Origin of the sequence: Lentzea sp. NPDC051838, from assembly GCF_040681245.1 — a bacterium.
Classification (GTDB): domain Bacteria; phylum Actinomycetota; class Actinomycetes; order Mycobacteriales; family Pseudonocardiaceae; genus Lentzea.
Genome location: NZ_JBFAYI010000005.1, coordinates 302,215 through 321,381 on the forward strand (window position 1 = coordinate 302,215; position 19,167 = coordinate 321,381).

The 19,167-nt window shown below is 67.9% G+C and carries 18 protein-coding genes and 1 tRNA gene; 11 read left to right on the forward strand and 8 right to left on the reverse strand.

All coding sequences use genetic code 11. The features are described 5' to 3' along the window. Window positions 1-28: 28 nt before the first annotated feature. Window positions 29-2,260: a LuxR C-terminal-related transcriptional regulator gene (locus tag AB0M24_RS15125; RefSeq protein WP_363766557.1), complete on the forward strand. Its 2,232-nt coding sequence runs from the start codon at window positions 29-31 to the stop codon at window positions 2,258-2,260. A 154-nt stretch (window positions 2,261-2,414) separates the two neighbouring features. On the opposite strand, the gene AB0M24_RS15130 is transcribed toward AB0M24_RS15125, so the two are convergent. Next, window positions 2,415-2,488: transfer RNA gene (locus AB0M24_RS15130), tRNA-Leu, on the reverse strand. Window positions 2,489-2,597: 109 nt separating this feature from the next. Between AB0M24_RS15130 and AB0M24_RS15135 the strand changes: the two genes are divergently transcribed. After that, window positions 2,598-2,819: a DUF3618 domain-containing protein gene (locus tag AB0M24_RS15135; protein ID WP_030469566.1), complete on the forward strand. Its 222-nt coding sequence runs from the start codon at window positions 2,598-2,600 to the stop codon at window positions 2,817-2,819. A 161-nt stretch (window positions 2,820-2,980) separates the two neighbouring features. On the opposite strand, the gene AB0M24_RS15140 is transcribed toward AB0M24_RS15135, so the two are convergent. Continuing rightward, window positions 2,981-3,592, reverse strand: coding sequence for a TetR/AcrR family transcriptional regulator (locus AB0M24_RS15140; RefSeq protein WP_363766560.1), 612 nt, complete (start codon window positions 3,590-3,592; stop codon window positions 2,981-2,983). A gap of 239 nt (window positions 3,593-3,831) precedes the next feature. Between AB0M24_RS15140 and AB0M24_RS15145 the strand changes: the two genes are divergently transcribed. The 3 genes from AB0M24_RS15145 to AB0M24_RS15155 all read left to right on the forward strand — a co-directional run bounded on the left by AB0M24_RS15145 (window position 3,832) and on the right by AB0M24_RS15155 (window position 8,515). Continuing rightward, complete coding sequence (locus AB0M24_RS15145) at window positions 3,832-6,120, forward strand: glycoside hydrolase family 95-like protein (RefSeq protein ID WP_363766563.1); 2,289 nt, start codon at window positions 3,832-3,834, stop codon at window positions 6,118-6,120. Window positions 6,121-6,149: 29 nt separating this feature from the next. Beyond that, window positions 6,150-7,790: an NPCBM/NEW2 domain-containing protein gene (locus tag AB0M24_RS15150; protein WP_363766566.1), complete on the forward strand. Its 1,641-nt coding sequence runs from the start codon at window positions 6,150-6,152 to the stop codon at window positions 7,788-7,790. Between the two features lie 62 nt (window positions 7,791-7,852). Then, window positions 7,853-8,515 carry a hypothetical protein gene (locus AB0M24_RS15155; RefSeq protein WP_363766569.1) on the forward strand — a complete coding sequence of 221 codons (663 nt, stop codon included), beginning with the start codon at window positions 7,853-7,855 and terminating at the stop codon, window positions 8,513-8,515. Here AB0M24_RS15155 and AB0M24_RS15160 read toward each other — a convergent pair. Beyond that, on the reverse strand, window positions 8,487-9,245 hold the full coding sequence (locus tag AB0M24_RS15160) for a class I SAM-dependent methyltransferase (protein WP_363766572.1): 759 nt from the start codon (window positions 9,243-9,245) through the stop codon (window positions 8,487-8,489). The two genes, AB0M24_RS15155 and AB0M24_RS15160, sit on opposite strands and share 29 nt — an antisense overlap. Then, the gene (locus tag AB0M24_RS15165) at window positions 9,242-10,366 is read right to left on the reverse strand and encodes a carboxylesterase family protein (RefSeq protein WP_363766575.1); all 1,125 of its coding nucleotides are present in this window, start codon (window positions 10,364-10,366) and stop codon (window positions 9,242-9,244) included. The genes AB0M24_RS15160 and AB0M24_RS15165 overlap by 4 nt, the downstream gene beginning before the upstream one ends. A gap of 110 nt (window positions 10,367-10,476) precedes the next feature. On the opposite strand from AB0M24_RS15165, the gene AB0M24_RS15170 reads away from it, so the two are divergent. The 5 genes from AB0M24_RS15170 (at window position 10,477) to AB0M24_RS15190 (ending at window position 14,385) form a co-directional block, all read left to right on the forward strand. Continuing rightward, the gene (locus AB0M24_RS15170) at window positions 10,477-11,511 is read left to right on the forward strand and encodes a zinc-dependent alcohol dehydrogenase family protein (RefSeq protein WP_363766578.1); all 1,035 of its coding nucleotides are present in this window, start codon (window positions 10,477-10,479) and stop codon (window positions 11,509-11,511) included. A gap of 400 nt (window positions 11,512-11,911) precedes the next feature. Then, window positions 11,912-12,331 (forward strand): hypothetical protein, encoded by a 420-nt coding sequence (locus tag AB0M24_RS15175; RefSeq protein WP_363766581.1) that lies wholly within the window; start codon window positions 11,912-11,914, stop codon window positions 12,329-12,331. Window positions 12,332-12,482: 151 nt separating this feature from the next. Further along, window positions 12,483-13,394 carry an ATP-binding cassette domain-containing protein gene (locus AB0M24_RS15180; RefSeq protein ID WP_363766584.1) on the forward strand — a complete coding sequence of 304 codons (912 nt, stop codon included), beginning with the start codon at window positions 12,483-12,485 and terminating at the stop codon, window positions 13,392-13,394. Between the two features lie 5 nt (window positions 13,395-13,399). After that, complete coding sequence (locus AB0M24_RS15185; RefSeq protein ID WP_363766587.1) at window positions 13,400-14,194, forward strand: ABC transporter permease; 795 nt, start codon at window positions 13,400-13,402, stop codon at window positions 14,192-14,194. Beyond that, window positions 14,191-14,385: a hypothetical protein gene (locus AB0M24_RS15190; protein ID WP_363766590.1), complete on the forward strand. Its 195-nt coding sequence runs from the start codon at window positions 14,191-14,193 to the stop codon at window positions 14,383-14,385. Before AB0M24_RS15185 ends, AB0M24_RS15190 begins: the two co-directional genes overlap by 4 nt. Here AB0M24_RS15190 and AB0M24_RS15195 read toward each other — a convergent pair. Beyond that, window positions 14,336-15,838: an NAD(P)/FAD-dependent oxidoreductase gene (locus AB0M24_RS15195; RefSeq protein ID WP_363766593.1), complete on the reverse strand. Its 1,503-nt coding sequence runs from the start codon at window positions 15,836-15,838 to the stop codon at window positions 14,336-14,338. The genes AB0M24_RS15190 and AB0M24_RS15195 overlap by 50 nt on opposite strands. 121 nt (window positions 15,839-15,959) lie before the next feature. Here AB0M24_RS15195 and AB0M24_RS15200 point away from each other — a divergent pair, with 121 nt between their 5' ends. After that, window positions 15,960-16,544 (forward strand): TetR/AcrR family transcriptional regulator, encoded by a 585-nt coding sequence (locus AB0M24_RS15200; RefSeq protein WP_363767113.1) that lies wholly within the window; start codon window positions 15,960-15,962, stop codon window positions 16,542-16,544. Window positions 16,545-16,550: 6 nt separating this feature from the next. Here the strand turns inward: AB0M24_RS15200 and AB0M24_RS15205 are convergent, their stop codons facing one another. The 3 genes from AB0M24_RS15205 to AB0M24_RS15215 form a co-directional block, all read right to left on the reverse strand. Continuing rightward, window positions 16,551-17,258, reverse strand: coding sequence for a glutamine amidotransferase (locus AB0M24_RS15205; RefSeq protein ID WP_363766596.1), 708 nt, complete (start codon window positions 17,256-17,258; stop codon window positions 16,551-16,553). Next, window positions 17,251-18,498, reverse strand: a complete 1,248-nt coding sequence (locus AB0M24_RS15210) for a MurT ligase domain-containing protein (RefSeq protein WP_363766599.1) — start codon at window positions 18,496-18,498, stop codon at window positions 17,251-17,253. Before AB0M24_RS15210 ends, AB0M24_RS15205 begins: the two co-directional genes overlap by 8 nt. Window positions 18,499-18,575: 77 nt before the next feature. Further along, entirely contained in the window at window positions 18,576-19,061 is a 486-nt protein-coding gene (locus AB0M24_RS15215) for a helix-turn-helix transcriptional regulator (RefSeq protein ID WP_363766602.1), read from the reverse strand. Window positions 19,062-19,167: the final 106 nt, after the last annotated feature.

A 19,167-nucleotide genomic window follows, 5' to 3' on the forward strand; every position in this document is an offset into this window, starting at 1 on the left:
CAGTAATCGTGTGACTACGATGAGTTCGATGGCCGAACAGGTGGGAACGTGTGCGACCTGCGGCGCCGCGACCGCCACCTCCCGGCGCAGACACGCGCGGTACTGCTCGAACGCCTGCCGTCAGCGGGCTTACCGGCAGCGCGTCAACGAACCCGTGACGGAGTTGGACAGCTTCATCGGCCGTGCCGCGGAACTCGATCGTCTCGAGGGTTTTTCCGACGCTCGTGTTCTGACTCTCGTCGGACCGGCCGGTGTCGGAAAGACCAGGCTGGCCAAGGAGTTCACGCGGGGTCTCGCGGAACGGGTCGAGCTCTCCTCGGTTTCCGGCCAGGTGGCGCGAGCGTGCGCGACGGCGCTGGGCATCGGCGAGGTCACCCGCGAACCCGTGCTGAGCACGCTCGTGCACGCGCTGGCGAGCCGGACGATGGTGCTGGTGCTGGACAACTGCGAACACGTCGCCGCGGAGTGCGCGGCGCTGCTGGAGCCGTTGCTGCTCGGCTGCCCGGGAATCCGGGTGATCGCGACGAGCCGCGAACCGCTGAGGGTGCCGGGCGAGGTGCTGTTCCCGGTGCAGCCGTTGCCTCTGGCGTGCGCGGTGGAGCTGTTCACCGACCGCGCGCAGGCCAACCAGCTGGACCTGAGGTTCGACGATCTCGAGGCACTGCACGCGTTGTGCGCCCGGCTGGATCGGCTTCCCCTGGCGATAGAGCTCGCGGCCCGGCTCGTGACCGTCCTGCCGGTGCCGGAGCTCCTGGCGCGCCTTCCCGACCGGCTCGAGCTGCTCAACCGCGGCAACCGCACCGCGGCCGAACGCCACCAGAGCCTGCGTGCCGCGATCGAGTGGAGCTACGACCACCTCAGCTTGGACGAGCAGCACGCGTTCCGGTGCCTCTCGCTGTTCCCCGGCGGCTTCGGTCTCGACGTGGCGGTGGCGGCGTGCGACCTGCCCGCGGACCGAGTGCTGGCGCTGCTGTCGTCGCTCGTGGCCAAGTCGCTGCTGACGTCCGGCGGGGCAGGCCGGTTCGAGCAGCTGGAGTCGGTTCGGTTGTACGGCAGGGAAAAACTCGCTGAACAGTCGGAGGTGGTGCTGGGGGCGGTGGCGCGCAGGTTCGCTGAGGAGTGGACCCGGTTCACCGCGACCGTCTTCACGACGCCCGAGGTCGTCGACCCGTTGATCACTGAGTGCGGCAACCTGCGGTGTGCGGTCGACTGGGCTGCTCGGGTTTCGGATCCGAGCTATCTGAAGCTCGCGACGATGTTGTCCGCGGCGTGGAGGGACCAGGGACAGGTGTCGCAGGGGAGGGCGCTGCTGGAAGCCGCCGTGAGGTCGGCGGTCGATGAACCTGCCGTGCGTTGCCTCGCCTTGTGCCACCTGGCTTATCTCGCGGGCACCGAGTCGAACGAGGGCATGAGCTGGGCCGAGCAGGCCGTGGCGCTAGGCCGTGAGCTGGGCGAGCCGGTGCTGCTCGCCCAGGCCCTCAACGCGCTGGCCGGCGAGCATGTCCGGGCGGACCGCAACGGCGAGGCCCGCAAGTACTACGAGGAAGCCATCGCGCTGCTTGCCCCGACGGCGGACCCGCTGGACCTCGCGATCATCGAACACAACCTCGCGTGGGCGGCACTGCGCGCGGGCGATGTGGAGTTCGCGGACGGACTGATCGCCGACGTACTGCCCGTGCACCGGCGTCTGGCGTCACCGCGCAGGTTGTCGGTCTTCCTGCACACGGTCGGTGTGCGCGCGTTGCAACGTGACGAGCTCGCGGTCGCCGCCGAGTTGTTCCTGGAGTCGCTGCGGTCGTGGCACACGGGGTTCTGGGTGGCGGACGTGCTGGAAGGCCTCGCGTTGATCGCGTACCGGCGTGGCGACCCGCGCCGGGCACTGAGGCTCGTGGGCGCCGCGTCGTGCCTCAGAGAGGGTGCGTTCGCGGTCGATCTGGTGTGGCACGCGGACGTCATCGAGGTCGTGCGCGCGTCACGGGCGGCGTTGCGCGGTGCGGACACGTGCCTCGCTGAGGGGCGGGAGATGACGCGCGAACAGGCCGTGGCCTACGCGCTGGCGGACGAGCCGCCGGAGCTCAGTGATCGTGAGCGGCAGGTCGCGGCGCTGGTCGGGGCCGGGCGGACCAACGTGGGGATCGGGGAGGAGCTGCGGATCTCGCAGCGGATGGTCGAGACGCACCTGCAACGGGTGCGGCGGAAGCTCGACCTGACGACGCGGTCCGAGGTGGCTCGGTGGGCGGCGAGCCAGTCGACGCGATGAGCTTCGCGGGGTGGGCGATCGCTGAACGGGCGGACCGACCGCAGGGGTCCGGGGGCGCAGCCCGCCGGGTGGGGTCTGGGGGCTTCGCCCCCAGAAAACACGACGAGCGACCTGGGCGAATGCTCCCCATGAGCACAGCTCACCCAGTTGCGAGTGAGGTCGGGGGGACTCGAACCCCCACTGGCTGGGACCTAAACCCAGTGCCTCTGCCAATTGGGCTACGACCCCTCACGTGGAAGCCTATAGGCCCGCCATGTACTCGCTCTCCCGGGTCGCTCGAAGCCGCACACCCGGCCGTCCACTACGGTTGCTGGCAGAACCGCTGCTAGGAGGACATGTGGCCCGCGATCCCGACACCATCCAGCGCGAGATCGAGCAGGCTCGCACCGCGCTGGCCGCCACCCTGGACGAGCTCAGCGAGCGGGCGAACCCGCAGAAGCTCGTCGAGCAGGGCAAGTCGTCCGTGCTCGACGTGCTGAGCCAGCCCAAGGTCAAGTACACGCTGATCGCAGTGGGTGCGGTGGTCGGCTTCGCGCTCGTGCGCAAGCTGTTCCGTTAGTGCCATGACCGTCAGCCTTTGCCCCGTATTTCGCCGGTCAGACGGGTGCATCGCGGCGCTGGCCCCGCGCCTTCATATCGGGCATATGGGGGCGCGGGGCCGGCGCCGCGAGGTGCCCTGCTGAGTGGTGAAAGACGCGGTGAAGGTTGGCGGTCATGGCACTACACGTGCACCAACGGTAAGAGGACCTGCTCGACGACCTTCTCCACGAACGGCTCGTCGAGCGGGTCGCCGGTGAGCATCAGCCGGTAGATCAACGCCGCGCCCGCGATCTCCACGGCCATGCCGCGCGGGGCGTCGGCCTTCAGCTCGCCCCGTTCGGCCGCGCGGTCGAGGATTCCGCGCAGGACGTCGCGCTGCGAGATCAGGAACGTCTCCCGGAACGCCGAGGCCAGCTCCGGCTCGTGCGGCAGTTCGCCGACGAGTGCCTGGGCTGCCTTGCCGATCGGTCCGGAGAGGAACGCGGCGAACGACGAGAGGAACTCGCGCAGGTCGCCGGCCAGTGAGCCGGTGTCCGGTGCCGCGAGGTTCTGCGTGGCGAGCTGGGTGCACGTGTCGATCACGAGATCGAGCTTCGACTCCCAGCGCCGGTAGATCGTGGCTTTGCCCGCGCGGGCGCGTGCTGCCACGGCGTCCATGGTGAGGGCTCGGTACCCGACCTCCGCCATCACCTCGAGTGCTGCCTGACGTAATGCGTCGTCCCTGCTGGCGTCGCGAGGACGGCCCCGCTGGGGGACCCTGCCCTCGTTGAACGCCGTTGTCGACACGGCCATGCCACCTCCCAATAGCAAGGGCACGGCTCGTGCGACTTCTCCCCGCCCCTTTGGCGGGACATCCTAGGCGTTTTGCCCATCGGGCAGGAGCAACAGCACCCGGTTGTTGCTTCGTGTTGCGTGTAGTGGGGTCTTGCGCGATATGACCCAGAACTCCTACCTTTCCCGTTGTCTGGACCAGGCTGCACCGCCGCGCAGCAAGACGTGAGGGTTCGTCATGCGCGGGCGAGGAGTGGGCAATGGTCGTTGACAGGCGGGGGTTTCTCGGTGGAACGACAGCGGCGGTGCTGCTCACCCACACGGGGGTAGCGACCGGGAAAGAGGCCGTGTCCTCGGATGTCTTCGACTGCGACGGCATGTCGGAGCGGGACTGGGAAAAGTTCATCGGGGCGCAGGATCTCGTTTGGCAGCGGCCGCCGACCCAGTACGGGCAGGCGCCGTTCCTCGGTGACGGCCGGCTCGGCAGCGTCGTGTACGCGGAGGGCAACACCGTCCGCTTCACCGTGCAGCACGCGGATGTGCAGGACCATCGGACGACCGGCGGCAGCCAGTTCGGCGTGTGCAGACTGCCGGTCGGCAACCTGAAGCTGACCGCGGCGGGCACCGTCACGGCCGTCGACTGGCGGCTCGACCTGTGGAACGCCGAGCTGCGTGGAACCGTGACCACCTCGCTGGGCGTGATCTCGTTCGTCGCCTACGTCCACTCCACCCGGTCCGTGCTGTCGTTGCAGGTGACGGCGTCGAAAGACGAGAAGCCGGTGCTGGAGTTCGTGCCGTCCAAGGCGATCCCGCCGCGCGCGGACTTCAACCCGCTGCCGGACGGGTACGTGCTCAACCCCGACCCCGTGACGAAAGCCGACGGCCGCGAGACGCTGGTGACGCAGGCCCTGAACGCGGGCGGGCAGACGGCAACCGCTTTCCGGATCATCACGACCGGACGCACGCAGCGCATCCTCCTGTCGGTCGCGCACACCTATCCCGATGCCGACGCCGACCAGCGAGTGCTGAAGGCGGTGAGGGAAGCCGCGGTGCTCGGCGGGCTGCTGACCAGGGAGCACCGCAAGTGGTGGAACGCCTTCTACCGGAAGAGCTTCCTGTCGTTCGGCGAGCAGCGGCTGCAGTCGTTCTACTGGATCCAGCTCTACAAGGTCGCGTCCGGTTCGCGCGCCGGCAGCCCGGTGATGGCGACGACCGGGCCGTGGCTCGAGAAGACGCCGTGGGCCGCCGCGTGGTGGAACCTCAACGTCCAGCTGGAGTACTGGCTCATCCACGGCTCCAACCACCTGGAGCTGGACTCGATCACCAGCACTCTCAAGAACAACCAGGAACAGCTGGCGCTCAACGTCAAGGAGCAGTACCGGCACGACTCGGCGGGTGTCGGCCGCAGCACCGACCGCACCACGTCGAACGCCGGAACGCTGTACGAGCCGGGCAGCGGCGGCACCGGGGTGAAGGAGCTCGGCAACCTCACGTGGGGGCTGCACAACGTCTGGCTGTCGTACCGGCACAGCATGGACAGCCGGATCCTCGCCGACGTCGTGTTCCCGCTGCTGCGCCGGTCGATCAACTACTACCTGCACTTCCTGAAGAAGGGCAACGACGGGAAGCTGCACCTCGACGTCACGACCTCGCCCGAGTACGGCGACGCGCCGGACTGCAACTACGACCTGCAGCTGATCCGGTGGGGTGCGCAGACGCTGATCGACTCGGCGAAGCTGCTCAAGATCAACGACCCGCTTGAGCCCAAGTGGCAGGAGATCCTGCGCGACCTCACCCCGTACCCCGTGGATGCCAACGGGTTCATGATCGGCGCCGGTGTGCCGTTCGTGAACTCGCACCGGCACTTCTCGCACCTGCTCGCCACGTTCCCGCTGATGACGGTGAACTGGGACCAGCCGGAGAACCGAGAGCTGATCGAGAAGTCGTTGCACCACTGGATGTCGCTGGAACCCGCGCACCGCGGCTACAGCTACTCCGGGTCCGGCTCGATCGCCGCGCGCATGTTCCGCGGCGACGAGGCCTACGGGTACTTCGTGAAGATGTTCGACACCACGAAGCGCTACCCGGTGCTGGAGAACACCATGTACACCGAGGCCGGGCCGGTCGTGGAGACGCCGTTGTCCGGTGCGCAGACGATCCACGACTTCGTGTGCCAGAGCTGGGGTGGCGTGGTCCGGGTGTTCCCGGCGGTGCCGTCCGCATGGCCGGACGTCGTGATCGCCGACCACTCGGCAGAGGGTGGTTTCTCCGTCACCGCGAAGCGTTCCGGTGGCAAGACGCAGTTCGTGCTCGTCCGCAGCCGCGCGGGTGAGCCGTTGGTGCTGAGGCACGGAATCGAAGGCCCGGTGTCCGTCGTGACGCCGGGTGGTCGGCCGGTCCGGTACCACGACCGCGGTGACGGGACGTTCGAGATCCCGTTGCGCCGCGGTCAGGAAGTCCTGGTGCATCCCAGGGGCCGCCGCCCCGACCTGGCTGTCAAGCCGGTCAGCATCACGACCCCGGGCAAGCCCTGGGGTCTGCCAGCGTGACCCCCTGCTGTACTCCGAGAGGAATTTCCATGCGCACTCTCGCCTTGGCCGTGCTGTCCACAATGGTCAGCGCGGTGCTGGTGGCGCCTGCCGCACAGGCGCTGCCGGACGGTCTGGCGTTGACCCCGCCGATGGGCTTCAACAACTGGAACACCACCGCCTGCCGCGGTGAGTTCAACGAGGCGATGGTCAAGGGCATCGCCGACATCTTCGTGAACAAGGGTCTGAAGGACGCGGGCTACGAGTACGTCAACATCGACGACTGCTGGGCCGAGAAGACCCGTGACGCCAACGGCAAGCTCGTCCCGAACAAGACGCGGTTCCCGAACGGCATCAAGGCCGTCGCGGACTACGTGCACTCGAAGGGTCTGAAGTTCGGCATCTACACGAGCGCCGGAACCAAGACCTGCAACAAGGACAACGGATTTCCCGGCGGCCTGAACCACGAGGAGTCCGACGCGCAGCAGTTCGCGTCGTGGGGTGTCGACTACCTCAAGTACGACAACTGCAACAACCAGGGCGTGGACGCCAAGCAGCGCTACCGCAAGATGCGGGACGCGCTGAAGAAGACCGGCCGGCCGATCGTGTTCAGCCTGTGCGAGTGGGGCCAGAACAAGCCGTGGGAGTGGGCTTCGGACACCGGCCACCTGTGGCGCACGACCGGGGACATCAACGACACCTGGCCGCGCACGATGGACATCTACGAGAAGAACGTCGTGCTGGACTCCTATGCCGGGCCTGGGCACTGGAACGACCCCGACATGCTCGAGGTCGGCAACGGCAAGATGTCCGCCACCCAGTACCGCAGCCACTTCTCGCTCTGGGCGATCATGGCCGCACCGCTGCTGATCGGCTCGGACCTGCGCAAGGTCAACCAGGACACGTTCACGATCCTGGAGAACAAGGACGTCATCGCGGTCGACCAGGACAAGCTCGGCAAGCAGGGCAAGCGCATCAAGACCACCGGCAAGACCGGCGTCGACGTGATCGTGAAGCCGCTGGCCAACGGTGACAAGGCCGTGGCGCTGTTCAACAAGTCCGGCTCGACGCAGACGATCTCGACCTCCCTGTCCGAGATCGGCATGTCCGGGCCGGCCGTGCTGAAGGACCTGTGGACCAAGTCGACGCGCACCACGACCGGTGCGATCTCGGCTTCGGTGCCGTCACTCGCCACCGTGATCTACCGCGTGTCGAAGGGCGACACCGGTCCACGCCCGACCCCGCCGGCGGGTACTTCGGACCTGTCCGCGTTCGAGGCTTCCTCGTCCACGAACGGCTGGGGTCCGGTCGAGATCGACAGGTCCGTCGGCAACCAGGCCGCCGGTGACGGCAAGACGCTGACGATCAACGGTGTCACGCACCCCAAGGGCTTCGGTGCGCACGCCGCGTCGACGATCGAGTTCTACCTCGGCCGCAAGTGCTCGTCGCTGACGGTCGACGTCGGCATCGACGACGAGGTGGGAGCGGGCAAGGGATCGGTGATCTTCCAGGTCTTCGCGGACGACACCAAGGTCGCCGACTCGGGCACGCTGACCGCCGACAACGCGGCCAAGAAGCTCACCGCGTCGCTGACCAACGCGGAGACCCTGCGCCTGGTGCTGACCGACGCGGGAGACAACATCAACTCCGACCACGGTGACTGGGCGACCCCGCGCATCACCTGTTCGTAGTGTCTTGTGGACGGTCCGTGACCTGGTGTAACGCGGGTCACGGGCCGTCCTATATCTCGGGCATGAAAGCAACTCGGCTCCTCCCTGCCCTCGCGGCCGCCGCCGCGCTGGCACTGGCGCCCGGTCTCGGCATGGCACTCGCCGACCCCGGCAACGGCCAGGGGAACGGGATCACGAACAACCCGCACGTCTCACCCACACCGTCCCCTCAGGACACCTCGGTGCCCCAGCCGCCGTCGAACGCGGACTTCAGCGGCAACGGTGCGAACGTGCACGGCCCGTACGACTCGACGCGGGACGGCTCGCCGTCGTTGAACGGCAACGGCAACGGCGAAGCGGTCGGCAAGCCCTGCGCGGGCTGTGTCGGCAAGGCGGACAACAAGAACCCGAACGGTCAGATGCCCGGCGGCTCGGACGCGAACAAGGGCTACGAGTGCGACGCCAACCACGGCGTCGGCCGCTCGAACCCCGCGCACACGGGCTGCAAGCCGGGCGAGACCCCGACCTCGACCCCACCGACGACCCCGCCGACGACTCCTCCGTCGACGAAGACCGAGACGCCGCCGCCACCGCCTGGTGGAGGTGCGCCCCAGACCCCGGCCGCGCAGTCGGCCGATGTCGACGACCTGGCGTTCACCGGCTTCGACGTGGTGCCGTTCGGTCTGGCCGGCCTCGTGCTGGTCGGTGCCGGAGTGGTCATGACGAGGCGGGCGCGGCGGCCCTGACACGAGCGACGGCGAGCTGGGTCAGGTACCGCTTGGTGACCCAGCCGCCGTAGCGCGTGTCGATGAGCTGCCGGATGTCCGCGATCAGCTCGTTCTGGCTCGGTAGCGCGATGTGGTTCGAGTACGTGAGGAGCAGGTCGACGTACGCCTCGGTGTCGTAGGCCTGCTCCCACTCGTAGCGGAAGAACTCGGGTGCCTCGAACGCAGCCGACTCGTCGAGCTCCCGAGGGATGTCGTCGGCTCGGGACAGCCGAAGATTCGGGGGAGTGGATGGATCCCAGCGCTCGTAGCAGTCCTGGACGTCCACGAAGAACTGTTCGGTGCCGCCCGCGACGTGGTGCGTGGAGATCACGGCCAGCGCCCCTCCCGGCCGCAGTGCCTCGGCACAGCGGGTCATCCGGGTGGCCGGGTCGAGCCAGTGGAACGCCGTTGCGGACACCACCAGGTCGAACGGGTCCGGAAGTGGCCACTCGTCGAAGTTCGCCACCACCACGTGAGCTGCGGGAGCGTGCTGACGTGCGACGGCGGCGAGTTCCGGGCTCAGCTCGACCGCCGTCACCTCGCCGAGAAGAGTCAGCGGCAGGGTGGCTTGGCCCGTGCCTGGGCCGATCTCCAGGATGCGCGGGCCGCTGAGCCGCGCGAACAGCTCGGCGGGATAGGTGGGACGGGCCCGGTGGTAGCGGGCCGCGTCCTCGCCGAACGTGGTGCGCAAACGCTCGCGGTCGGTCATTCACCGAATTCAAGCGAGCGCGACGGCAGCGCGTCCAACCCGTTTCGGGCGAACCCCGTCCACAGGCTCCGCATGGTCTTCGCGAGGTCGGCGTCCGGTTCCTGGCCAGCCAGCATGCCCGCGCCCTCCCAGCCGGGAGCGTCGAACAGGAACGGCAGCTCCATGCAGTGGCACGCGCCCCAGGGAGCGTCGGAGGGCTTCCACTTGAAGTTGTAGGTCGCGACCTGACCTCCGGCCGCGGTCCAGTCCTCGGCCAGCTGACGGGCAGGGCCCGCGAAGATGAGCTCGGTCGCCGCCTCCCAGTACTCGCGGCTCGGCACGTACGGGCTGCCGTCGTCCGCGGTGTGACCGATCAGAAGCTCGACGCGGGACGCCGCGGCCGAGAGGTCGACGGAGTCCAGCACCGGCGCGAACGGCATGCCACCTGAGGGGGAGAAGCGCGCCGCGGCCATCGCCATGGCGTCCTTCTGGACGGCCAGCACCTCGTCCACCGAGGTCGAGGTGTCGACGTCGATGAAGTCGCGCAGGGCCGCCGTCATCTCCGCACGATCGCCGCCGCGGGCACCCAGAGGCGCGCTCTGCAGGATCGCGCGGTGGAAGAGGTTCTCGGTGTCGCCGAGCATCAGCGCGTAGACCGAGTCGGCGCCCGCGGACTGGCCGAACGCGGTCACGTTGGACGGGTCGCCGCCGAAGGAAGCGATGTTGTCGCGCACCCACCGCAGCGCGACGAACTGGTCCTGCAGGCCCAGGTTGTCCCGCAGGTAGCCGAAGACGCCCACGCGGTAGCTGACGCTGACCACCACGACGCCTTCCGCGGCCAGCAGGTCCGCGTCGTACTTCACCGACTCGCCGCTGCCGGTCACGTAGGCACCGCCGTGGAACCAGACCATCACGGGCAGTCCGGCGGCGTCCTCGGGGGCGGTGACGCTCAGAACGTGGCAGTTCTCGTCGAACGTCAGGCCCACCGTCGAGTCGCCGACCACCGGGAGCAGGCCGGACGGCGGCTGCGGGCAGGCGGGGCCGCGCTGCGAGGAGCCCCGCACGCCGTCCCATTCGACCGGTGTGGGCGCTTCGAACCGGGACGCCTTCGCATAGCGGATACCGCGCGTGTTGATCAGCACGTTCTCGATACTAAGCATGAGTAAGCAATTCCACAGTGTCTCGATTCGGCGCGAAGGCCGGTGCAGGAGGACCATGTAACGGTTGAGCAACGAGACCAAGGAGGCGCCCGGTGCGGGCTACGACGATCTACGGCACCCGTGACATCCGCGTCGAGGAGGTGCCGGACGCATCGATCGTGGACGCGACCGACGTCGTCGTCCGGGTCGAGCTGGCGTGCATCTGCGGCAGCGACCTGTGGGCGTACCGGGGTGTCGCCAAGCGCGAGGGCGGGCAGCGCATCGGGCACGAGTTCCTCGGCATCGTCGAGGAGGTCGGCGGCGCGGTGAAGACCGTCAACGTCGGCGACCGCGTCATCGCGCCGTTCGTGTGGAGCGACGGCACCTGCGCGTACTGCGCGGCCGGCCTGCAGACGTCGTGCCGCGCCGGCGGTTTCTGGGGCAGCAAGGGCAGCGACGGCGGCCAGGGTCAGGCCGTGCGCGTGCCGCAGGCCGACGGCACCCTCGTGCGCGTCCCCGCCGACGCCTCGCCCGACCTGCTCCCCGCGTTCCTGAGCCTGAGCGACGTCATGGGCACCGGCCACCACGCGGCCATCGGCGCCGGTGTCGGGCCGGGCAGCACGGTCGCGGTCGTCGGTGACGGCGCGGTCGGCCTGTGCGGCGTGCTCGCGGCCAAGCGCCTCGGTGCCGAGCGGATCATCGCGATGGGCCGGCACGAGGACCGCGCGAAGATCGCGAAGCTCTTCGGCGCCACGGACCAGGTCGCCGAACGCGGTGAGGCCGCGATCGAGCGCATCAAGGAGATGACCGGCGGCCTCGGTGCGTCGGCCGTGCTGGAGTGCGTCGGCACCGAGCAGTCGTGGGAGACCGCGATGGGCATCGTGCGCGACGGCGGCAAGATCGGCTACGTCGGCGTGCCGCACGAGATGAAGGGGTTGCCGCTCGGCAAGCTGTTCGGGCGCAACATCAACATCGGTGGCGGGGTCGCGCCGGTGCGCGCGTACCTGCCGGAGCTGCTGGCCGACGTGCTCGCCGGGCGGATCGACCCCGGTCCCGTGTTCGACAAGACGGTCTCGCTCGACGATGTCGCCCTGGGCTACCAGGCGATGGACGAGCGGACCGCACTGAAGGTCATCGTGAAGCCGTAGTTCTGGCGGTGGTGAAGGCGTAGTCCTCGGCGCGCAGGGTGCTTGGTGTGGTTCAAGCCCTGCGCGCCGAGGCTTTTTCCGGCCTGTTCGAGCAGCGGTCGATGCAATTCGAATTCCGGACAGTTTAGTATTTGACGGGAATGCGCCGAGGCGGGGAACCGGGTCCACACTTGACCGGGTCACCCTTTCGGCGGTGTCTGGCCTTGAATGATGCGCGCTAACGGTCGAGATTATGTGCGCGAGTCGCCAGGTTCGGTTGTCGCAATGTTTGTTTCTGCGGTAACGTCTGTGCCGGGGGGTCGCTTGGTGAATGGCCGGCGACTGAATTGGCAGTGAATGAACTTCTGGCGCGCGGTGTTCGCGACCCTCCATCCGATGAATCCATTCATGGAGGATGTAAATGCGCAAGTTCTTGATTTCAGTGGCGGTGGTGGTCGGTCTGGTGACCGGCGGCGCCGGCGTCGCGTCCGCGGCACCCGCCGTGGTCCAGTCGATCGAGCACGTCACGTCGGCGCCGGCTGCGGCTCCGCTGGCCGTGCAGACCGAGCAGGCGCCGCTCGCGGCGGCTGCCGGGACTCAGGCGGCCACCGGCGACGTGGAGACCGCGGGGATCGGTCAGGCGATCATCGCGATCCTCAAGACCCTCGGCAAGTGGTTCGACGACCTCGTCAACGTGGCCAAGAAGGGATGGGCCGCGTTCCTGAACTTCTGGACCAACACCGTCCCGGGTTGGATCAAGTGGCTGCTCAACGGCTACGACGCGTACGAGATCTACAAGGCCATCGCGTGCTACGTGCTGGGACAGAGCTGGGCCTGCTAGCAGTTACCTGAGGTAACGGGGGAACCCGCCGATTGGACCTCGGCGGGTTCCCGCGTCCACCTTAACCTGCGGAGTTGACCTCTGGTGCCGTGCCATGGGGTGGCGTCGTCGTCGCTGCCGCCGACGAGGGAGTGAGAGGAAGCGGAACGTTGTGATCGAAGTTGCGGGTTTGACGAAGTCGTTCGGCAGGCGGGTCGCGGTGCAGGACCTGCATTTCCGTGCTGATCCCGGCCAGGTGACCGGATTCCTCGGGCCCAACGGCGCGGGGAAGTCGACGACGCTGCGGATGGTCACCGGGCTGATCCGGCCGGACGCGGGTTTCTCGACCGTCAACGGCGTGCGCTACCAGGAACTGGCTGAGCCACTTCGTGAAGTCGGTTCGTTGCTGGATCTCGGCGCCGCGCATCCGGGGCGCAAGGCCCGTGACCATCTCCTGTTGCTGGCGGCGACGAACGGAATCCCCGCGAGGCGCGTGGACGAGGTCCTGGGGTTGACCGGACTGGAGTCGGTGGCGCGAAAGCGGTGCGGGACGTTCTCGCTCGGAATGAAGCAGAGACTGGGCCTCGCCTCGGCGTTGCTCGGTGATCCGCCGGTGCTGATTCTCGACGAGCCTCTCAACGGCCTCGACACGGCCGGCATCCGGTGGACGCGTGACCTGCTGCGCGGGTTCGCGAACGAAGGACGGACGATCCTCGTGTCGTCGCACATGATGGGCGAACTGCAGCACACCGCGGACAAGGTCGTCGTCATCGGCAAGGGCAGCCTGATCGCGGACACCGACACGGCCACCTTCATCGCGAACACGATCGGGCACCACGTGCGCGTGGAAACCGCCTCGCCGGAGCAGTTGGCCGGCGTGCTGCGGGACGCCGGGGGTGTTGTCGAAGCGGTCGGGGCCTCCGAGACGTTGGACGTCAAGGGGCTGCCACGGCGCGAGATCGGTGAGCTCGCCGCCGCGCACGGCATCACCTTGTACGGCCTGGCCGACAGGGAGACCTCGCTCGAGCAGGCTTTCCTGGAGAGCACCGACCACGCCATCGAATACCATCCCGCGAGCCGGTGAAGCAGATGAGTGAGAATCTCGAAATTTCAGAGTCGGACGAAGTCGCCGGGCGCGCTGTCACGGGGAAGCCGCTGTGGTCGGAACTGGGTAATCTCGTCCGCGCGGAATGGATCAGGCTGCGCACTCAGCGCGCGGTCTGGTGGTCGTTCTTCGGTTTCATGGCGCCCACCACCGTCCTGATCGCTGTGGTGGCCATGCAGCAAGGGCCGGCTGCCACAGATGGTGTCGCCCTGATCACCCTTTCCCTGCTGCTGTTGCAGCTGGGATTCGCGGTCGTCGGCGCGGTCTTCGTGGGCACGGAGTTCGGGCACGGCACAATGCACGGCACTCTGCTCGCCGCACCTCGAAGGCATCGGGTGGTGGCGGCGAAATGCGTCACGATGGCAATCTTCGGATTCGGTCTCGGCGTCTTCAGTGCCGTGTTCATCGTTCTCGTCGACGCGGCGGCCCGCGGGCAGGCTCCGGCGGTGGACCTGAAGGTGATGAGAACGATCCTGGGGATGGGGGCGTACCTCTCTGTTCTCGGTGCCTTCACCGTCAGCGTGGCGATCCTGCTGAGGAACACGATCGGCGCCGTGCTCACCATGATCGCGGTGGTGTACGTGATCCCGGTGGCAGCGGCTCCGCTGCTGGGGATTCCGAACCTCACGGACCTGTGGCCCACGATCGCGGGCTTGGCGTTCGTGGTGCCGGAGGTCAACGCGACGCTCAGCCCGGTGCTCAGCTTCAGCGTCTTCCTCTTCGAGACGCTGATCATCGCAATGGCCGCGTCGGCTTACTTCAACAGGCGTGACGTATGAGCGGGTCGAGCGAGTTCTCCCTGTGGGTGCTCGCGGTGGCGATCATGTTCGGCGCTTATCGGGCGGCTCGCTACTTCTGGCCCGAAGTACCGCATGGAACGCTCTTCGCCGTCGTCCTGGCGGCGTTCGGAGTTCTCGTCGTCACCGTTGTGGTGGTGCGTGTTCGCGCTCGGAAGTCTGACGAGAAGTGAGCACGTAGTCCTCGGCGCGCACGCGCTTGGTCCGCTGCCAGTACCGCCAGGTGAACCCTGGCCACACGGTGCGGTTCACGCCCTGCGCGTCGAGGTACCAGCTCTGGCAGCCGCCCTGGGTCCACACGCCCTTGCGGAGCTTGCCCTGGATCTCGCGGTTGAACTCCTGCTGGGCCTCCACTCGCACGTCCAGCTCCGCTGCGCGGTGTTTGTCGAGGAGCCGGAGGCACTGCGAGATGTACCGGATCTGCGACTCGATCATGAACACGACCGAGTTGTGCCCGAGTCCGGTGTTGGGGCCCAGCAGGAAGAACAGGTTGGGGTAACCCGAGACCGTGATGCCGTAGTAGGTCTCGATGCCCTCTTCACGCCACTGCTTCGCGAGGTCGACGCCGCCCTTGCCCTGGACGTCCAGGTAGTCGAACGAGTCGGTGACGTGGAAGCCGGTGCCGTAGATGATGACGTCGACCTCGTGCTCGACGCCGGCACTGTCCACAACGGAGTTCTCGCGCACCTCGGTGATCTTGTCGGTCACCAGGTCGACGTTCGGGTATCCCAGCGCGGGGTAGAAGTCGTTGGAGATGAGCACGCGCTTGCAGCCCATCGTGTAGTCGGGCTTCAGCTTCCGGCGCAACACGGGGTCCGGCACCTGCTTCTTCATGTGCCGCAACGCGATGCCCTGCGCGAGTCGCATGATCTTCGGGTTCACCGCGAACCCGAGAGCGCTCGACTCGCGCGTCCAGTACACGAAGTCGCGGTACAGCCGTTGCGTGAAAGGCAAGGCGCGGAACAGCTTCTGCTCCCAGCCGTTGATCTCGCGGTCGGCCTTGGGCATGATCCACGGCGACGTGCGCTGGAAGATCTTCATCGAGCCGACCTGCCCGGCGATCTTCGGCACGAACTGGATCGCGGACGCTCCGGTGCCGACGACGGCGACGCGCTTGCCGGTCAGGTCGTAGTCGTGGTCCCACTGCGCTGAGTGGAACGTCCTGCCGTTGAAGTTCTCGATGCCCGGCAGCTCGGGGATGTTCGGGATGTGCAACGCGCCGACGCCCGCGACGAGTGCCTGGGCGGAGTACGTGTCGCCCTGCTCGGTCGTGACCTCCCAGCGCTGGGTGTCCTCGTCCCACTGCGCGCCGGAGACCTTGGTGTTGAAGCGGATGTGCGGCCGCAGCCGGTACTTGTCGGCGACGTGCTTGAGGTAGTCCCAGATCTCGCCCTGCTGCGCGAACATCCGCGACCACTTCGGGTTCAGCTCGAACGAGAACGAGTACATGTGCGACGGCACGTCACACGCGCAGCCGGGGTAGGAGTTGTCCCGCCACGTGCCACCGAGGTCGGCGGCCTTTTCGAGGACCACGAAGTCGTGCTCACCGCGCCGCTTCAACTCGACGGCCATGCCGAGGCCGGAGAAGCCGGTGCCGATGACCAGCACTTTCGTCTCTCGATGCATGGGGGAGTCCCTCCGCTCGCTGAGCCTACTTCGCAGTAGGTTACTCGAAGTAAGTTACGAGCGGTAGACTCCGTTCGTGACTGCTCCAGCACCCCGGCGGCGCATGCCCAAGGCCCAGCGCATGGCGCAGATGCTCACCGTCGCGGAGGAGATCTTCGCCGAGCAGGGGTATCTGGCCACGTCGATGGACGAGATCGCCGAACGGGTCGGCGTCTCGAAGCCGATGCTCTACGAGTACTTCGGCTCGAAAGAAGGCCTGCTCATCGGCTGCATCCACCGGGCGCGCACGGAGCTGCGGGAGAAAACGGCGGCGGCGATCTCGGGCGCTGGGTCGCCGGAGGAGTTCCTGCGGCTGGGGCTCTTGGCGTTCTTCGAGTTCATCGACCAGCACCGCCGGTCGTGGGCGTTGCTGCGGCAGGAGGCGGCCGTGGCCGTGCCGTCGGCTCAAGAAGAGGTGGAAGGCATCCGTCAGCAGCAGACGGACATGATCGGGGCCGTGCTGGCGTCGTTCACGCCGGACATCGACCCGCTGGAGGCCGAGGCGTTCGCGGAGATCGTCGTCGGGGCGACGGAACGGCTCGCGGTGTGGACGGAGCGCAGGCCCAAGGTAGGGCCCGCGCTCGCGACCGAGTACGTGATGGGCGTGATCTGGCCAGGCGTGGAGGCGAGGCTCAGGAAGCTGCCCGAGCCCGCCCCGCGCGCATAGACGGCTCTACGACGCTGCCTTGACCCGCTCTGCCCTCATGGCCGAGACAGCGGGCAGGTCCAGCGGCGCCACCTTCGTGCCCGTCGCCCACTCGATCAGCATGTCCGCGAGCGCCGGGTTGCGCGGCAGCACCGGCCCGTGCAGGTACGTGCACACGATCCGGCCCTGAACAGCACCCTCGACGCGGCCGTCGTTGCCGGTGCCGACCTTGACGTGCGCCAGCGGCTGGGCGGACGGGCCCAGCGTGGTGCGGCCCTGGTGGTTCTCGAAACCGAGCAGAGGGCCCTCGAACAGGCCGTTCGCGGGCTCGGCGACGACCTCGCCGATCGCGCGGACACCACCCGCGTGCGAGGACGAGTCGATCAGGCCCATGCCGCGGTGCGTCTCGCCGTCGGCACGGGTGAAGCTCTCGCCGAAGATCTGGATGCCGGCGCAGATGCCGAACACGACGGCGTTCTTCGCCGCGGCGCGCTGCACGCCGGGGTGCGCCATCAGGTGCTGCACCGCCAGCGTCTGCGCCGTGTCCTCCCCGCCGCCGACGACGTAGATGTCGCACGAGTCCGGCACCGGCTCGCCGTAGTTGATCGGCACGATCTCTGCTTTGATCCCGCGCCACGTCATGCGCTTCTCGAGGACGACGGCGTTGCCGAAGTCCCCGTACGTGCCGAGGAGATCCGGCAGCACGAGCGCGATCTGGATTGTCGACTCACTCATCAGCGGCAGCCCTGGCATTCAAGTCGCGGAACGCGGTGTAGTTGGCGATGACCTCGACCGCCCCCTGCGGCATCTGGTCGATGGCCTTCAGCGGGTCGGGCACGATCGTGTGCTGGACCTCGGCGTACGTGAGGCGAACGGCGAGGTCGGTCGCGCGCTCGCCGGACGCGATGACCGTCCGGCCCTGCAGGCGCTCGAACGGGACGTCCCACAGCCACGAGAGGTCGCGGCCGTCGGCCTCCTGGGCGTTGATCACCAGGACGGCCGGGTGGTTGGCCTCCTTGACGACCGTGAGGGTCTCGCTCCAGCCCGCGGGGTTCTTGGACAGCAGCAGGCGCGCGCTGCGGCCGTTGCGCTGGATCGTGCGGTAGCGGCCGCTGACGTTGGAGACGCCGCGCAGCCGGGCGATCGCGTCCTCCGTGCGGACACCCATGGCGTGCGCGGCGGCGGACGCCATGACGGCGTTGGCCTGGTTGAACTTGCCGGGCAGCGTGAGGCGCAGCTCCAGCTTCTGGTGCTCCGGCGTGATCATCGACTCGTCGGCCGTGATCCAGTTCGGGTGCGGGCGCGCGAGGTCGCAGCCCGTGCAGTGCCAGTGCTCGCCCTGCCAGCGGATCGGGTTGCCACAGCGGGGGCAGCTCGCCGAGTCGTGGTGCCAGCCGGTGCCGGTGGCGACCCAGACGACCTTGGAGGCGTTCCACGCCGCGCTCGTCACCATCACGTCGTCGCAGTTGGCGACGATCGTGCAGTTCTGCAGCTGGCTGATCGAGTCCCGCAGCGAGCGCTCGATCGTGCGCACCTCGCCGACGCGGTCCAGCTGGTCGCGGCTCAGGTTCAGGATCACGCAGACGGCCGGGTTGCTCGCACCGGCGACCGCGGGGAAGTAGGCCTCGTCGCACTCCAGCACGGCGTACGGGGCGTCCGGCTGCTTCGAGAGCGCCGTGACGTGACCGTCGGGCATGTTGGCGCCGCTGTGGTTCGTGGCGACCTCACCCAGCGCCGCGACGGCCCTGGCGAGCATCATCGTGCTGGTGGTCTTGCCGTTCGTGCCTGTCACCACGGCGACCTTGCGGCCCTGCGTCAAGCGGTTCAGCGCCTGCGGGTCGAGCTTCAGCGCCACCCGGCCGCCGATCATGCCGCCTGCGCCGAGACCCATCTTCTGGGACAGCGAGGAGCTCAGGTTGCCCAGTTTCACTGCGGCCGCGGTGCGCAATGGGAGGCGGGCGGGGGAATCGTTCACCCCGGCGATGCTACCGGCGGTGGAGAAGTGACCGTTTCGGGCGGTCGTTCCGTTGGCGTGAACTGGGTTCGGTACAACTAGCGGCTCAGCGCACGCAGGGTTCGGATGAGCTCCACCGTCGGCAACTGGCACAGCTGGGCCATGTTCTCCAACGCGGGCAGGTCGAGATGCACTTCCGGCGACGCTCCGGGTGGCAACGCGTGCAAACGCCCTGCGGCCCAACGCTTCAACGGGATCAGCCGCGGGTTGTCGGACGCGGCGACGGCGGCGAGGTTCAGGGTCAGGTGGCCGGCGGGGGTGTCGCCGAAGAAGCGTTCGTGCACACGAGCGAGGACTTCGTGTGCCGGAACGTCCAGGGCGTGGCAGATCTCCACCAGGCGCACCACCGAGCACTGCCGGGTGCCCAGCTCGTAGGTCGCGAGCGTCTGCAGCGAGATCTCGGTCTGCAGCCGCTTGTTCAGCTCCTTGCGGGTCCATCCGCGCTGCTTGCGAAGGCTGCGGATCTCATCACCGAGCACGCGCTGGTACGCCGCTGTGTCGATTTGGCCGTTCGCAGTAGGCACTGGTCCCTCCACCCCGTGAGCAGGTCTCACGGTGATGGAAGGCGCGAGTTCTTCGGCGCTTACGCAACTTACTGCCGGAATCCCCCGAATGGGGTATATATCTCTA

Bases quoted from the DNA above. Each gene is read 5' to 3' on its own strand.
- AB0M24_RS15195 (WP_363766593.1), bottom strand. From the start codon at position 15,838: ATGCATCGAGAGACGAAAGTGCTGGTCATCGGCACCGGCTTCTCCGGC.
- AB0M24_RS15150 (WP_363766566.1), top strand. From the start codon at position 6,150: ATGCGCACTCTCGCCTTGGCCGTGCTGTCCACAATGGTCAGCGCGGTG.
- AB0M24_RS15175 (WP_363766581.1), top strand. From the start codon at position 11,912: ATGCGCAAGTTCTTGATTTCAGTGGCGGTGGTGGTCGGTCTGGTGACC.
- AB0M24_RS15145 (WP_363766563.1), top strand. From the start codon at position 3,832: ATGGTCGTTGACAGGCGGGGGTTTCTCGGTGGAACGACAGCGGCGGTG.
- AB0M24_RS15190 (WP_363766590.1), top strand. From the start codon at position 14,191: ATGAGCGGGTCGAGCGAGTTCTCCCTGTGGGTGCTCGCGGTGGCGATC.
- AB0M24_RS15125 (WP_363766557.1), top strand. From the start codon at position 29: ATGGCCGAACAGGTGGGAACGTGTGCGACCTGCGGCGCCGCGACCGCC.
- AB0M24_RS15155 (WP_363766569.1), top strand. From the start codon at position 7,853: ATGAAAGCAACTCGGCTCCTCCCTGCCCTCGCGGCCGCCGCCGCGCTG.
- AB0M24_RS15205 (WP_363766596.1), bottom strand. From the start codon at position 17,258: ATGAGTGAGTCGACAATCCAGATCGCGCTCGTGCTGCCGGATCTCCTC.
- AB0M24_RS15200 (WP_363767113.1), top strand. From the start codon at position 15,960: ATGGCGCAGATGCTCACCGTCGCGGAGGAGATCTTCGCCGAGCAGGGG.
- AB0M24_RS15140 (WP_363766560.1), bottom strand. From the start codon at position 3,592: ATGGCCGTGTCGACAACGGCGTTCAACGAGGGCAGGGTCCCCCAGCGG.
- AB0M24_RS15160 (WP_363766572.1), bottom strand. From the start codon at position 9,245: ATGACCGACCGCGAGCGTTTGCGCACCACGTTCGGCGAGGACGCGGCC.
- AB0M24_RS15185 (WP_363766587.1), top strand. From the start codon at position 13,400: ATGAGTGAGAATCTCGAAATTTCAGAGTCGGACGAAGTCGCCGGGCGC.